Origin of the sequence: Cereibacter johrii, assembly GCF_001720585.1 — a bacterium.
Lineage (GTDB): Bacteria > Pseudomonadota > Alphaproteobacteria > Rhodobacterales > Rhodobacteraceae > Cereibacter_A > Cereibacter_A johrii.
The window spans coordinates 1-12,835 of sequence record NZ_MABH01000074.1 but is presented as its reverse complement, the minus strand read 5'-3'; the positions used below and the strand labels follow the sequence as shown (position 1 = coordinate 12,835).

15 protein-coding genes and 1 pseudogene are annotated in these 12,835 nt (G+C 67.9%); 11 read left to right on the top strand and 5 right to left on the bottom strand.

All coding sequences use genetic code 11. The features are described 5' to 3' along the window. Positions 1-17 precede the first annotated feature (17 nt). Positions 18-296 carry a hypothetical protein gene (locus tag A9O63_RS05595; RefSeq protein WP_069331041.1) on the bottom strand — a complete coding sequence of 93 codons (279 nt, stop codon included), beginning with the start codon at positions 294-296 and terminating at the stop codon, positions 18-20. Between the two features lie 19 nt (positions 297-315). Beyond that, positions 316-720 carry a DNA breaking-rejoining protein gene (locus tag A9O63_RS05590; RefSeq protein ID WP_069331040.1) on the bottom strand — a complete coding sequence of 135 codons (405 nt, stop codon included), beginning with the start codon at positions 718-720 and terminating at the stop codon, positions 316-318. A 159-nt stretch (positions 721-879) separates the two neighbouring features. Here A9O63_RS05590 and A9O63_RS05585 point away from each other — a divergent pair, with 159 nt between their 5' ends. Beyond that, positions 880-1,803, top strand: a complete 924-nt coding sequence (locus A9O63_RS05585) for a helix-turn-helix transcriptional regulator (RefSeq protein ID WP_069331039.1) — start codon at positions 880-882, stop codon at positions 1,801-1,803. Between the two features lie 479 nt (positions 1,804-2,282). On the opposite strand, the gene A9O63_RS05580 is transcribed toward A9O63_RS05585, so the two are convergent. After that, entirely contained in the window at positions 2,283-3,086 is an 804-nt protein-coding gene (locus tag A9O63_RS05580) for a glycosyl transferase (RefSeq protein WP_069331038.1), read from the bottom strand. 283 nt (positions 3,087-3,369) lie between these two features. Here A9O63_RS05580 and A9O63_RS05575 point away from each other — a divergent pair, with 283 nt between their 5' ends. The 4 genes from A9O63_RS05575 to A9O63_RS05560 all read left to right on the top strand — a co-directional run bounded on the left by A9O63_RS05575 (position 3,370) and on the right by A9O63_RS05560 (position 6,595). Next, positions 3,370-3,732 carry an SUF system Fe-S cluster assembly protein gene (locus A9O63_RS05575; RefSeq protein ID WP_069331037.1) on the top strand — a complete coding sequence of 121 codons (363 nt, stop codon included), beginning with the start codon at positions 3,370-3,372 and terminating at the stop codon, positions 3,730-3,732. A gap of 83 nt (positions 3,733-3,815) precedes the next feature. Then, positions 3,816-4,172: a HesB/IscA family protein gene (locus A9O63_RS05570; protein ID WP_011337105.1), complete on the top strand. Its 357-nt coding sequence runs from the start codon at positions 3,816-3,818 to the stop codon at positions 4,170-4,172. Between the two features lie 143 nt (positions 4,173-4,315). After that, the gene (gene tpiA / locus A9O63_RS05565) at positions 4,316-5,053 is read left to right on the top strand and encodes a triose-phosphate isomerase (RefSeq protein WP_069331036.1); all 738 of its coding nucleotides are present in this window, start codon (positions 4,316-4,318) and stop codon (positions 5,051-5,053) included. Positions 5,054-5,413: 360 nt separating this feature from the next. After that, a complete protein-coding gene (locus A9O63_RS05560) occupies positions 5,414-6,595 on the top strand; it encodes a cytochrome P450 (RefSeq protein ID WP_069331035.1) in 1,182 nt (393 codons plus the stop codon). A gap of 180 nt (positions 6,596-6,775) precedes the next feature. Here A9O63_RS05560 and A9O63_RS05555 read toward each other — a convergent pair whose 3' ends face one another. Beyond that, complete coding sequence (locus A9O63_RS05555; protein WP_002722912.1) at positions 6,776-7,237, bottom strand: Lrp/AsnC family transcriptional regulator; 462 nt, start codon at positions 7,235-7,237, stop codon at positions 6,776-6,778. A gap of 142 nt (positions 7,238-7,379) precedes the next feature. Between A9O63_RS05555 and cobA the strand changes: the two genes are divergently transcribed. The 6 genes from cobA to A9O63_RS05525 all read left to right on the top strand — a co-directional run bounded on the left by cobA (position 7,380) and on the right by A9O63_RS05525 (position 12,161). Then, positions 7,380-8,144: a uroporphyrinogen-III C-methyltransferase gene (cobA, locus tag A9O63_RS05550; protein ID WP_069331034.1), complete on the top strand. Its 765-nt coding sequence runs from the start codon at positions 7,380-7,382 to the stop codon at positions 8,142-8,144. Beyond that, on the top strand, positions 8,141-8,446 hold the full coding sequence (locus tag A9O63_RS05545; RefSeq protein ID WP_069331033.1) for a DUF2849 domain-containing protein: 306 nt from the start codon (positions 8,141-8,143) through the stop codon (positions 8,444-8,446). The genes cobA and A9O63_RS05545 overlap by 4 nt, the downstream gene beginning before the upstream one ends. A gap of 26 nt (positions 8,447-8,472) precedes the next feature. Continuing rightward, complete coding sequence (locus A9O63_RS05540) at positions 8,473-10,143, top strand: nitrite/sulfite reductase (protein ID WP_069331032.1); 1,671 nt, start codon at positions 8,473-8,475, stop codon at positions 10,141-10,143. Then, positions 10,133-10,888, top strand: a complete 756-nt coding sequence (locus A9O63_RS05535; protein ID WP_069331031.1) for a phosphoadenylyl-sulfate reductase — start codon at positions 10,133-10,135, stop codon at positions 10,886-10,888. Before A9O63_RS05540 ends, A9O63_RS05535 begins: the two co-directional genes overlap by 11 nt. Further along, positions 10,885-11,292: a DUF934 domain-containing protein gene (locus A9O63_RS05530; RefSeq protein ID WP_002722902.1), complete on the top strand. Its 408-nt coding sequence runs from the start codon at positions 10,885-10,887 to the stop codon at positions 11,290-11,292. Before A9O63_RS05535 ends, A9O63_RS05530 begins: the two co-directional genes overlap by 4 nt. A gap of 62 nt (positions 11,293-11,354) precedes the next feature. Further along, positions 11,355-12,161: a ferredoxin--NADP reductase gene (locus tag A9O63_RS05525; protein WP_069331030.1), complete on the top strand. Its 807-nt coding sequence runs from the start codon at positions 11,355-11,357 to the stop codon at positions 12,159-12,161. A gap of 361 nt (positions 12,162-12,522) precedes the next feature. Here the strand turns inward: A9O63_RS05525 and A9O63_RS05520 are convergent. Then, positions 12,523-12,835 (bottom strand): annotated as a pseudogene (locus A9O63_RS05520) (hypothetical protein); the annotation flags it as partial.

Below are 12,835 nucleotides of genomic sequence, written 5' to 3'. Positions count from 1 at the left end.
CATCGACCTTGCGGCCTTCAGCCGTAGGCGAAGAGCTCCTTCACCTCGTGGCCATTGTTCGTGCGGCAGATCGTCATGTTCTGGCCGTTGTGGGTCAGGAACATCTGGATACCGGACCCGTCCCGAAGCGGGGCGGCGCTGACGACCTCGATGAAGGTAGGCGTGGTCATCGAGCGATAGGCCATCGCCTGCTTGCAGGCCTTCACATCCTCCGGAAAGTCGGAGGGGCTCGTTCCTCCCCCTTCGGCGCAGGCAGACAGTGTCAGCGCGCCTGCAAGCAATGCGGCATATTTCATGGCTTGTCCTTTCCTGGGATCATTCGACGTAAAGCGTCAGGGAATAGTTGGCGGTTTCGCCCCGCCTCGCGGCATTGCGCATCAGATAGACGTCGATCACATAGGTGCCGCTGGACGGAATGGTGACCGAAGTGCCGTTGCCATCGATCGAGCTGTTGTAGAGCGCCTCAGTGGCACCCGGAGCCGTGATGTTGAAGTAAAGGCTCGCATTATTGGAATCGAGCTGCACGCTCATCTTCTGGCCCGCCCTGACCCCGAGGCTGTACTGCACCGAGTTGTAGCCCTTGATCCTGGCGTTGATCGTCGAGCCCGAGGTTCCCGGAGCGAAATGCACGGTCTCGCGCCGGATGTCGTCGGCCATCGCCGGCGCGCCGCCGATCATCAGCAGCACAGCGACCAGCCGGGTCAGCTTGCGATAGGTCATGGAATGGTCCTTTCAGCGATTGGGGCGGGAACATGCGGCAGCCCGAGGTGCGGGCTCCGAACGAAGGTGTCGAAGAAACAAAGAGGTTCACCGAAGATGAACTTGAGGTAGGCTTGTTCCCTCGGACCGTGGATTTGAACCTGCAGATTGGCGGGATGGATGCGCAATCGTACCGTCAGAACCAGCTGGATCAGCGGAGTCGATGCCTTCGCACCGCAGCTGTTTCACCGGACCGACAGGTTCCGGTTTCTGGAGCCGGAGGGACGCATCGGCATCACCCGGCTTGGCGGCACCCCCATGGTGCTGGCTCGGGTCCGATCCACCGGCCACGACATCACACTGGACGAGCCGGAACGGTTGACCCTGCTTTTCCCTTGGGCGGGCCGCATCACCTGCAGTGTCGGGGACAGCATGACCCATGCCGATGGCGGCGGCGTGCTGGCCTTCGGGCCGAACCGCCGTCGGACCGTGGTCACTCGTCCGGGCCCGGCCGCGCTCTATCGCGCCGATGTGCTGACCATGCCTCTGGCCGGCCTCGACGAGACGCTGCGGACCGAGGATCTTGCCGTCCGGCGGATCGCGCCTCGCCACGACCCGTCGGCGGGCGCCGTCGCGCGGATCCGCAGCAGGGTCGGGCTGATGCTGACCGGCGCCGAGGCTGCGCAGCCGCTGCCCGCTGCCGCGCTGGAAGCGACCCTCGCCGATCTCGCCGTCGATCTGGCCTGCGTTCTGGCGCAGCCCGACCGGCCGGCCGCTTCGGCCGGGGCCCGGCGGGTGCGCCAGGCCATCGCCCTGATGCGGGCCGCTCATGCCGAGCCGATCTCCATCGCTGCGCTGGCGCAGGAACTGGGATGCAGCAGCCGGTCGCTGCAGACCGCTTTCCGGGAGGCCGGCCATCCGACGCCGCAGGAGGTTCTGGCCGCCATCCGGCTGGATGCCGCGCGGACGCGGCTTCTTTCGGGCGACAGCGACGTGACCGGCTGCGCGCTGGACAGCGGCATCACGCATCTGGGGCGATTTGCACAGGCCTATCGGCAGCGGTTCGGGGAACGCCCGAAAGACACTCTCGGTGCAAGAAGCTGAGGGGGCGCAGGACTGACAGCATGATCGCTCCGAAGTCTTATGTGCCAAGGTTGATGATGTATCTGCGACTCCGCTATCCGGAATGCGAAGATTACACACGCGCGGGTGGAACGGAGGGGGCAGCCGGCGCGAGCCGGGGCCCGTGTCGCCAGGCGCTCCACAAGAGGCATGGCGGCGCAAAGGGCGCGGGCCGCGGCACGAGCGCCAGATGCTGATCGAAGCCCGGCACGCCCTCACGCTCACCCACGGCATCGATCAGGATGGGTGGGTTTCAATGGCTTCGCAAAGTGCACTGCGGCTCCCGCTCCGGAGGGAGAGGTTCCGGAAGCCAGAGGGGGGCCTCGGCACAGAATTCCTCTGGCGCCCGAGGCCGCCGCGGTGCCTGTCGCTGGTTTCGCTGCCGTTGGGGTCCAGGGACTGCGCAAACAGGCGGATGAGAGTCGGCAACGGCTTATGGGCGGGAGCCCCTCCCGCGCCCGTCACTCCTTCCAGTGATCGGCCACCCAGGCGGTCGGGCGCATGTAATGGCGCAGATACCGCCACCGGGAGCCGTCGGCATGACGCTCGGCCAGCCCTCTCAGATGCTGGCCGAGGGTCCAGCCCTCGCGATGCACCCATCCGCCCCGGATCGCATGTTCGGGATGCACGCCTCCGGGAAAGATCACGACCTTCGATCCCTGCGGCAGACGCGGCGGCAGGGCGAGGTTCAGCGGGAAGGGCAGCATGCACTGATAGCGGAAATGGCGGACCCACGCCTTGGGAAAGAGATCCACGCCGCCCGGCGCGTTCATGGTCACGAACCTCTGCTCGAAGCGATACTCGTCCGCCACCGCCTGTGGATCGGCGAGGAAGATCCGCTGCAGCTCCACGAGACTGCCCACCGGAAAGCGGAAGACCGAGGTCTGTCCGAGACGCTCGAAGGGTTTGGCGGGGTTGCGCGCGAGGATCACCCGGTCCGGGTCTCCGTAGGTGAAGAACTCGTCGAGCGAGCCGGTGATCACCACATCGAGATCGAGAAACAGCACCGGCCCCTTCAGATCGCCGAGCGTCGGGCTCCAGAGACGTGCCTTGGGCCACTTGCCCATCGTGTTCTTCGGCATCACGAAATCGAGCGGCGGCAGCGGCTGGCAATCCACCTCGGGGCGAATGCCCTCTTCGTTGTCGGTGAAGCAGGTGAAGGTGAAGGGCGGCGTGATGTTCCGCGCCACCATCGCGTAAAGCCGGTTGATGAACCGGGGCCCGTACTTCGTCCCCCAGTTGATGCAGATCACCTGTTTCAGCATGTCACCTCGCGCGGCCTTTCCGTCCTCTCCCCGAGAAGAAGTCTCCGGCGGGGGAAGTCAAGCGCGCAGGCGCACGACCCTCCCCAAGCTCCGGGGCCACGGCCGCTCCACCGGCGGCGTTTCCGAGCCGGTCGGGCCGGCCTTCGTGAAGCAACAGAGGATGAACCGTGCCGCGCAGCCTCCGGCATCTCGCGGCACCTGCGGCGGAAGCGACCGCTCACGCCACTGGACCTCGGGCCGCACATTCCCTATATAATCAGTCAACAAACCGCGCGAGAATCCCATGAACCAGCAGCAGGACATGATCGAGGGCGCGCCCCTCATCAAGCCGTCGACGACCGACCACCCGCTCTACGACAGCATTGTGGAGGCCTGCCGCACGGTCTACGACCCGGAAATCCCGGTGAATATCTTTGATCTCGGCCTGATCTACACGATCGACATCTCGGGCGAGAACGAGGTCGAGATCCTCATGACGCTCACGGCACCGGGCTGCCCGGTCGCCGGCGAGATGCCCGGATGGGTGCAGGACGCGGTCGAGCCCATCGCGGGCGTGAAGAGCGTCGTCGTGGGCATGACATTCGACCCGCCGTGGGGCATGGACATGATGTCCGACGAGGCGAGGCTCGAGCTCGGCTTCATGTGAGGCGGCCTCCTGTCGTCCTGCGGAGGGCTTGAGACGGGCGGCTCCGCAGCCCATATCCCTCGGACCAGCGAGAGGTTTCTTCGATGTTCTCCATTCCCGGCAAGCAGGCCGTCACCCTCACCCCCGCCGCGGCGAAGCAGATCGCCCGGCTGATGCAGAAGCAGGGCTCGAAAGGGCTGCGCATCGGCGTCAAGAAGGGTGGCTGCGCCGGCATGGAATATACGATGGACTATGTGTCGGACATCAATCCGATGGACGAGACGGTCGAGCAGGACGGGGCGCGCGTGATGATCGCGCCCATGGCGCAGATGTTCCTGTTCGGCACCGAGATCGACTATGAGACCGGGCTGATCGAATCCGGCTTCAAGTTCCGCAATCCCAATGTCGTGGATGCCTGCGGCTGCGGCGAATCGATCAAGTTCCGCGAAGCCGAGGCCTGAGCGCCAGACGCGTCCATCTGCGCGCGGATCTGCCGGCCTCCTCGCGGGCCCTGCCTGCCGCCGGCATCCGGCGCCGCCCGAGGCTTCCCCCGCCTGCCGCAATCGCTTAACACTTGCCCAACTCGAAAAGGATGGGGAAGAAAATGCGCAAACTTGCGGCCGGAAACTGGAAGATGAACGGAACCGAGGCGGATCTGGGCGAGATCGACGCCCTGCTTGCCGCGCATCCGTCGCCCCGCTGCGAGATGCTGATCTGTCCGCCCGCGACGCTTCTTGCGCGCATGGCGGGACGCGCTTCCTCGGGCCTGATGGTCGGGGGGCAGGACTGCCACCCCAAGACCTCCGGCGCCCATACCGGCGACGTCTCGGCCGCCATGCTCGCCGATGCGGGGGCGAGCCACGTCATCCTCGGCCATTCCGAACGCCGCGCCGATCACGGCGAAACGGATTCGCTCGTGCGGCTGAAGGCCGAAGCGGCCTGGGGCGCGGGTCTTGTCGCCATCGTCTGCGTGGGCGAGACCGAGGCCCAGCGCGACGCGGGCCAGACGCTCGACGTGATCGGCGCGCAGCTTGCGGGCTCGGTGCCGGAGGCCGCCACCGCGGCCAACACCGTGATCGCCTACGAGCCGGTCTGGGCCATCGGCACCGGCCGCACGCCCACCACCGCCGAAATCGCCGAGGTTCACGCCTTCCTCCGCGCGCGGCTCGCCGACCGGTTTTCGGATGCGGAGGGCTTCCGGCTGCTCTACGGCGGCTCGGTGAAGCCGTCGAATGCGGCCGAGATCTTCGCCGTGCCGAATGTCGATGGCGCGCTGGTCGGCGGCGCGAGCCTCAAGGCGGCGGATTTCGGCGGGATCGTGGCGGCCCTTTCGGCAGCCTGAGCGCTCGGGCTCAAACCGGCGGCTGGCTCTCGGGGGACTGTTCGCAGACGGTCGACCCGAAGAGCGGCTGCCGGTGGCCTGCGGCGGCCTTGACAGATCCGGTCCCCGAGGCCCGGGCGCGCCCTCCTGCGCCCGGAACGCCCGCAGCGCGGCGCAGCGCGGTCCGGCCCGGGGCCCCTCCGGCGCGAGCCGGCCGCCTCAGGATCTTCTTCCGCATTCCGAAAGACTTGGCGAAGCGCCTTGAAGTGGGCGCGTCGGAACTGGACAGGACGCGGCCCCTCGGCCATCCTCGGAGGGACATACTCGGGCGACGGCGCTGATGCGCCGTGCGGCCCGCTCCTTCCGAACAAGCGCCTTTCGATGAAGACCCTGAGCCAATCCCCGCACGACCGCCGCTTCCTGCGCAATCCCTACCGCTTCTATCGCGAGGCACGCGCGGCCGGCCCCTTCTTCCACTGGGAGGAACTGGACCTCGTCTGCACCACCTCCTATGCCGCAGCCAACGCCATCCTGCGCGACCGGCGCTTCGGCCGCGAGGTGCCGCCCGAACGGGCCGCAGCCGTCCCCGATCATCTCGCCCCCTTCGCGGCCGTCGAGGCCCATTCCATGCTGGAGCTCGAGCCGCCCCGCCACACGCGGCTGCGCAACCTCGTGCTGCGCGCCTTCACCAGCCGCCGGATCGGCACCATGCAGCCCGAGGTCGCGGCGCTGTCGGAGAGCCTCGTGGCCGCCGTGCCCGAGGGACCGTTCGATCTGCTGCCCGCCTTCAGCCAGCGCCTGCCCATCACGCTGATCGCGCGGCTGATCGGCATCCCCGAGACGCTGGCGCCCGAACTGCTGCGCTGGTCGTCCGCGATGGTCGCCATGTATCAGGCGGGCCGCACCCGCGCGACGGAAGAGCGCGCGGCGCTGGCAGCCGCCGACTTCTCCGAGTTCCTGCGGCTTCATATCGAGGCGAGGCGCCACGCGCCGGCCGATGACCTGCTCACCCACCTCATCGCCGCCGAGGCCGATGGCCAGCAGCTCTCGACCGACGAGATCGTCTCGACCTGCATCCTGATCCTGAACGCGGGCCACGAGGCCGCGGTCCATGCGATCGGCAATGCGGTGGCCGTCCTGCTGCGCCACCGCACGCCGCCCGAGGCGCTTGCGCCGCCGCATCTGCTGGGCACGGTCGAGGAACTGCTGCGCTTCGATCCGCCGCTCCACCTGTTCCGTCGCATGGCCTACGAGAGGGTCGAGATCATGGGCCGGACGATCGAGGAGGGATGCGAAGTGGCGCTCCTTCTCGGGGCGGCGAACCGCGACCCGGGGCCTTGGGAACGGCCGGACCGTTTCCTCTGGAAACGGCCCGAGAAGACGCATCTGGCCTTCGGCGCGGGGCTGCATTTCTGTCTCGGCGCGCCGCTCGCGCGGCTCGAACTGGCGACCGCGCTGCCGATCCTCTTCCGGCGGCTGCCCAACCTGCAGCTGGTGAGGCCGCCGTCCTACGGGGACAGCTGGCACTTCCGGGGGCTCGAGCGGCTGATCGTGTCGGCCTGAGCCGTCCCGCCCGGGCTCTCGGTGCGTCAACCGGGATCGAGGGAGGGGCAGGCAGGCGAGCCGAAGCGGTGGGGCGTCTGCCTTCGCCGTCGGAAGGCTCCCGCAGGCAAGCCCCGCCATCCCCGCAGAAGCTCCCGCCTGCGCCCTGCCCCGCTCGCCGTCGGGACGCGGCGCGGCGGGTCAGACCGGCAGCACGGTCGTGGCCTTGATCTCCTCCATCGAGAGGAGCGCCGTCACATTGTAGATACGGACCTCGGATATGAGCGCCTGGTAGAAAGTGTCATAGGCCCGCGCATTCGCCACCCGGACCTTGAGGATATAGTCGATGTCGCCAGCGAGCCGGTGCGCCTCGAGCACCTCGGGCCGTTCCCGCAGGGCCTTGAGGAACTTCCGCTGCCACTCGGCCTCGTGCTCGGAGGTGCGGATCAGCACGAAGAAGCAGGCCTCGAGCCCCAGCGCCTCGGCATCGAGGAGCGCCGTCTGCCGCAGGATCACCCCGGCCTCGCGCATCCGGCGGATGCGATTCCACACCGGCGTCTTCGACGAGCCCACCTTGCGCGCGATCTCGTCGAGCGACTGGCTCGCGTCCGCCTGCAGCTCGGCAAGGATTTTCCTGTCCATCTCGTCCAGCCGGACCGCCATCCGCGCAACTCCCCTTCCTGCGGAACCAGGTTCCATCCGCAGCACCATACGGAACGATCTTCCTTATCTGCAAGCGGATATGGCGCCCATGGGGGAAAATGTCCTAGATTGGACAGCGAACCCCCAGCAATGGATGGCAAGGATGCTGCACCCGCTCACCGCCCCCGGACAGGTCATCTTCGTCGGCGCCGGCCCCGGCTCCATCGACCACCTGACCATGGGCGCCTGCCGGGCGCTGACGCAGGCCGAGGTCGTCATCCACGACCGGCTGGTGGGGCCCGAGATCCTCGATCTGATCCCGCCGCAGGCGCTCCGGATCGAAGCGGGCAAGGAGGGCTTCGGCCCGTCGACGCCGCAGGAGACGATCAACGCGCTGATCGTGGACCATGCCGCGGCGGGGCGCCGCGTGGTGCGGCTGAAGTCCGGCGACAGCGGCATCTTCGGCCGGCTCGACGAGGAGATCGAGGCGCTCGATGCCGCGGGTCTCGGCTGGCGCATCGTGCCGGGGCTGACCACGGCCGCCGCCGCCGCGGCTGCCATCGGCCAGGGCCTCACGAAGCGCGGGCGCAACGCCGCGCTGCGGATCGTGACGGGTCACGACATGGCGGGCTATGCCGAGCAGGACTGGCGCGGGCTGGCCCGGGGGGGCGAGGGCGCCGCCATCTACATGGGCAAGAAGTCGGCCCGCTTCATCCAGGGTCGCCTGATGATGCATGGCGCGGATCCCGAGACCCCCGCGACCGTGATCGAGAACGTGAGCCGCGCCGACGAACGGATCGTCGCCGCCACCCTTGCCACCCTGCCCGAGGCCGCAGCCGGCCTCTCCGGCCCCGCCATCGTCCTCTACGGCCTCGCGCCGCGCCGGGCCGCAGCCGCCCTGCCCCTCCTGAAGGAAGCCACCGCATGAGCCGCCCCTACATCCCGAAGGTCGTCACCGCCAATGCGCTCCTCGAGGGCGATGTCGTCTATCTGACGCCGGACGACCGCTGGACCCGCCATCACCACGAGGCCGAACTGATCGAGGACGAGGCTCACGCCCAGCTCCGCCTGCTCCATGCGGCGGCGCGGAAGGCCGAGGTGGTGGGCCCCTATCTCGCCGACGCGAAGGCCGGCCCCGACGGCCCCGAGCCCGTCCATTTCCGTGAGGTCTTCCGCACGCGCGGCCCCTCGAACTATCGCCACGGCAAGCAGGAGGCGGCGGCGCACTGACGCCACCGTTCCGGGAAGAGGCAGCCATGTACAGCTACACCGACTTCGACGAAGCCTTCGTCCGCACCCGCGTCGCCCAGTTCAGCGAGCAGGTCCGCCGCCGCATCGACGGCTCGCTCACCGAGGACGAATTCAAGCCGCTCCGGCTGATGAACGGACTCTACCTGCAGCTCCATGCCTACATGCTGCGGGTGGCGATCCCCTACGGCACGCTCGACAGCCGCAAGATGCGCCAGCTCGCGATGATCGCCGAGCGGTGGGACAAGGGCTACGGCCATTTCACCACGCGCCAGAACATCCAGTTCAACTGGCCGAAACTCGGTGACGTGCCCGAGATCCTCTCGGCCCTGGCCGATGTCGGGATGCATGCGATCCAGACCTCGGGCAACTGCGTGCGCAACGTGACGGCGGACCATTTCGCCGGCGCCGCCGCCGACGAGATCGAGGATCCGCGCCCGGTGGCCGAGCTTCTGCGCCAGTGGTCGACCGACCATCCCGAGTTCCAGTTCCTGCCGCGCAAGTTCAAGATCGCCATCACCGGCTCGCCCAACGACCGTGCCGTGACCAAGTCGCATGACATCGGCCTGCGCATGGTGCGCGACGCCGACGGAGAGCCGGGCTTCGAGGTGATCGTGGGCGGCGGCCTCGGCCGGACGCCGATGATCGGCCGCGTGGTCCGCGACTTCCTGCCCAAGGCGGACCTGCTGCCCTATGTCGAGGCCATCCTCGGCGTCTACAACGAACTCGGCCGGCGCGACAACAAATACAAGGCGCGGGTGAAGATCCTCGTCCACGAAACCGGGCTCGAGCCGCTGCGCGAGATCATCGAGGAGCGGTTCATCGAGACTCGCGCCGAGTTCGGCGGGCAGGACATGGCGCTTCTGGCCGAGATCGAACGGGCCTTCGCGCCGCCTGCCTTCCGGCAGGCACCGACCGTGGCCTATGACGATTTCTACCGGGAGGACCCCGTGTTCCGGGCCTGGGCGGACACCAACCTCGCCCGCCACCGCAATGCGGATTACGCCATCGTCACGATCAGCCTCAAGGCGCACGGGGCCACGCCCGGCGACGCCACGGCCGAGCAGATGCGGGTCATGGCCGATCTGGCCGAACGCTACGGCCATGACGAGCTGCGCATCAGCCACGAGCAGAACGTGATCCTGCCGCATGTCCACAAGGCCGATCTTCCGGCGATCCATGCGGCGCTGGCGCAGGCGGGGCTTGCCACGGCCAACGTGGGGCTCATCTCGGACATCATCGCCTGCCCCGGCATGGATTACTGCGCGCTGGCCACCGCCCGCTCGATCCCGGTCGCACAGGAGATCGCCACACGCTTCGATGCGCTCGATCTCGAGCATGAGGTGGGGCCGCTGAAGATCAAGATCTCGGGCTGCATCAATGCCTGCGGCCACCACCATGTCGGCCATATCGGCATCCTCGGCCTCGACCGGGCCGGCGTCGAGAACTACCAGATCACGCTCGGCGGCGACGGCACCGAGACGGCGGCCATCGGCGAGAAGACCGGCCCGGGCTTCGCCTACGACGAGATCGTGCCCGCCGTCGAACGGATCGTGCGCGCCTATCTCGAGATCCGCAGCGAGCCCTCCGAGACCTTCCTCGACACGCTGCGGCGCGTGGGCCATGCGCCCTTCAAGGCGGCGCTCTATGAGGCGGAAGGCAAGCAGGATGCTGCGTGAGATCCCCCAGGCTCCGGTGGCCGAGCGCGTGGCGGCGCTCAACGGCCGCTACAGGCATCACGCCGCGACGGCCGTGCTCGAACATGCGCTGAAGGATGCGGATCTGGGCCGGGTGGCCCTCGTCTCCTCCTTCGGGGCCGAGTCGGTCGTGCTGCTGCATCTCGTCTCGGTCATCGCGCCCGAGACGCCGGTGATCTTCATCGACACGCGGATGCTGTTCCGGGAGACGCTCGACTATCAGCGCGAGCTGGCCGACACGCTGCATCTCTGCGACGTCCGCACGATCCGGGCGACCCAGCCGCGGATCGCCTTCGAGGACCCGGACGGGACGCTGAACCGCTACAACACCGACGCCTGCTGCGCGGTGCGCAAGATCGAGCCGCTCGAGCGGGCGCTCAAGCATTTCGATGGCTGGATCACCGGCCGCAAGCGCTATCAGAGCGGCACGCGGGCGGCCGTCGAGTTCTTCGAGGTCGAGGACGACCGGCGCATCAAGGTCAATCCGCTCGCCCACTGGGGGCGCGAGGATCTGGAAGACTATATCGTCAACAACAACCTGCCGCGTCATCCGCTGGTGGCCAAGGGCTATCCCTCGATCGGCTGCGAGCCCTGCACCTCGCCGGTGGCCGAGGGCGAGGATCCGCGTGCGGGCCGCTGGCGCGGCAGCGCCAAGACCGAGTGCGGCATCCATTTCATCAACGGCCGCGCGGTGCGCGGACCCGTGAACAAGGAGGACGCGGCATGAGCGTCATCGTCACCGACAAGGGTTTCGCGGCCGACGACTGGCCGGGCGCCATCGCCTCGCTCGAGGCGCTGGAAGACGGGGCCGAGGCCGTCGATCTGTCCAACACCGACGATCCGGCGCGCCTCGGCAACCGGCTGGAGCAGCTGGGCCTCATCCGCATCGCCTTCCCCTCCTTCAGCGACGGGCGGGGCTTCACGCTCGCCAAGCGGCTGCGGCGGATGGGCTACCGCGGGCGGCTGCGCGCGCATGGGCCGCTGATTGCGGATCAATATGCCATGGCCCGTCGTTCCGGGTTCGACGAGGTGGAAATCCCCGACGATCTCGCCGCCCGTCAGCCCGAGGATCAGTGGCTCTTCCGCGCCGACTGGCAAAACCATGACTATCAGTCGCAGCTTAAGCGCTGATTCCGGCCTTTCTTCGCGGGGTGCGAAGTTTTACTGAAAGAGCGGACCAAGGGGACCGAGCCATGAACCAGAACGCCGCCATTGTGAAGACCCTGCCCGATGCGCAGACCGTGACCTCGGTGCAGCATTGGACGGACCGTCTCTTTTCCTTCCGCGTGACGCGTCCGCAGTCGCTGCGGTTCCGCTCGGGCGAGTTCGTGATGATCGGGCTGCTCGACGAGCGCGGCAAGCCGATCATGCGCGCCTATTCCATCGCCTCGCCCAACTGGGACGAAGAGCTCGAATTCTACTCGATCAAGGTGCCGGACGGGCCGCTGACCTCGCGGCTTCAGCACATCCAGCCGGGCGACCAGATCATCCTGCGTCCGAAGCCGGTGGGGACGCTGGTGCTCGATGCGCTGCTGCCCGGCAAGCGGATCTGGTTCCTCGCCACCGGCACCGGCATCGCGCCCTTCGCCTCGCTGATGCGCGACCCCGAGACCTACGAGCGCTACGAGCAGGTCATCATGATGCACACCTGCCGCGAGAAGGCCGAGCTCGAGTATGGCCGCCAGCTGGTCGAGAACCTGAAGGACGATCCGCTGATCGGCGAGATGGTGGGCGACAAGCTGCTCTACTATCCCACCACCACGCGCGAGACCTCGGACCGGATGGGCCGGATCACCGACAACCTCAGCTCGGGCAAGGTGTTCGAGGATCTGGGCGTGCCGAAGATGAACCTCGAGGAAGACCGCGCGATGGTCTGCGGCTCGCTCCAGTTCAACCTCGACGTCAAGACCGTGCTCGAGAGCTTCGGTCTGCGCGAGGGGGCGAATTCGGAACCGCTGGAATATGTGGTCGAGAAGGCTTTCGTCGGCGACGGGATCTAAGAACCTCCGAGACAGTTTCCGACCGCCGCGCGGACCCCGCGCGGCGGTCTTGCATTTCGCGCTTCGCGAACGGCAGACTTCTCGGCAGGCCTGACGTTTGCGCTTCGTGCCCCGCAGCGTCCCGGGCCTTGCGTTCATCCGACAGGCCGCACCCCGCGAAGCGTCATGCCCTCGTCGCGTCATGACAGAAGCGGCCTTGGGCTCCCTGCCTGCGACCGGGTCGCTCCTGCCACGGCTGGAAACATGCCGCCCTGCGCACCCGCGGCAGGACGCGAAGTCCCTGCGCGACGCGAAGCCTCGTTTAGGCCCGCATAGCCGTCCCGAAAGCGGTCGAGCGGAAGTCCCCTTCCGCCCTCCGGTCTCAGTCCGCCTCTGCCGCAGAGGGGGCGAACCCGAGCGACGTGCGCACGGTTTCCAGCGCCGGCCCGAGCAGTTCGGGCGTCGACTGGGCCGCGTCGATCGTGTTCTTCAGCCGCTCCTTCGTGGAGGGATCGAGATCCGAGCTGTCGATCATCGCATCGACCCGGGTCCGGTCGAAGGTCTCGACGCGCAGCAGATCCTCGGGGAGGAGCTCGCCCGCCGCATCGGCGGCATTGCGGGCGGCCAGGGTCGCCGCGGCGGCGGCTTCCCTCGCGGCTTCGACGGCCCCATCCGCCGCCGAGGACGCGGCCTCA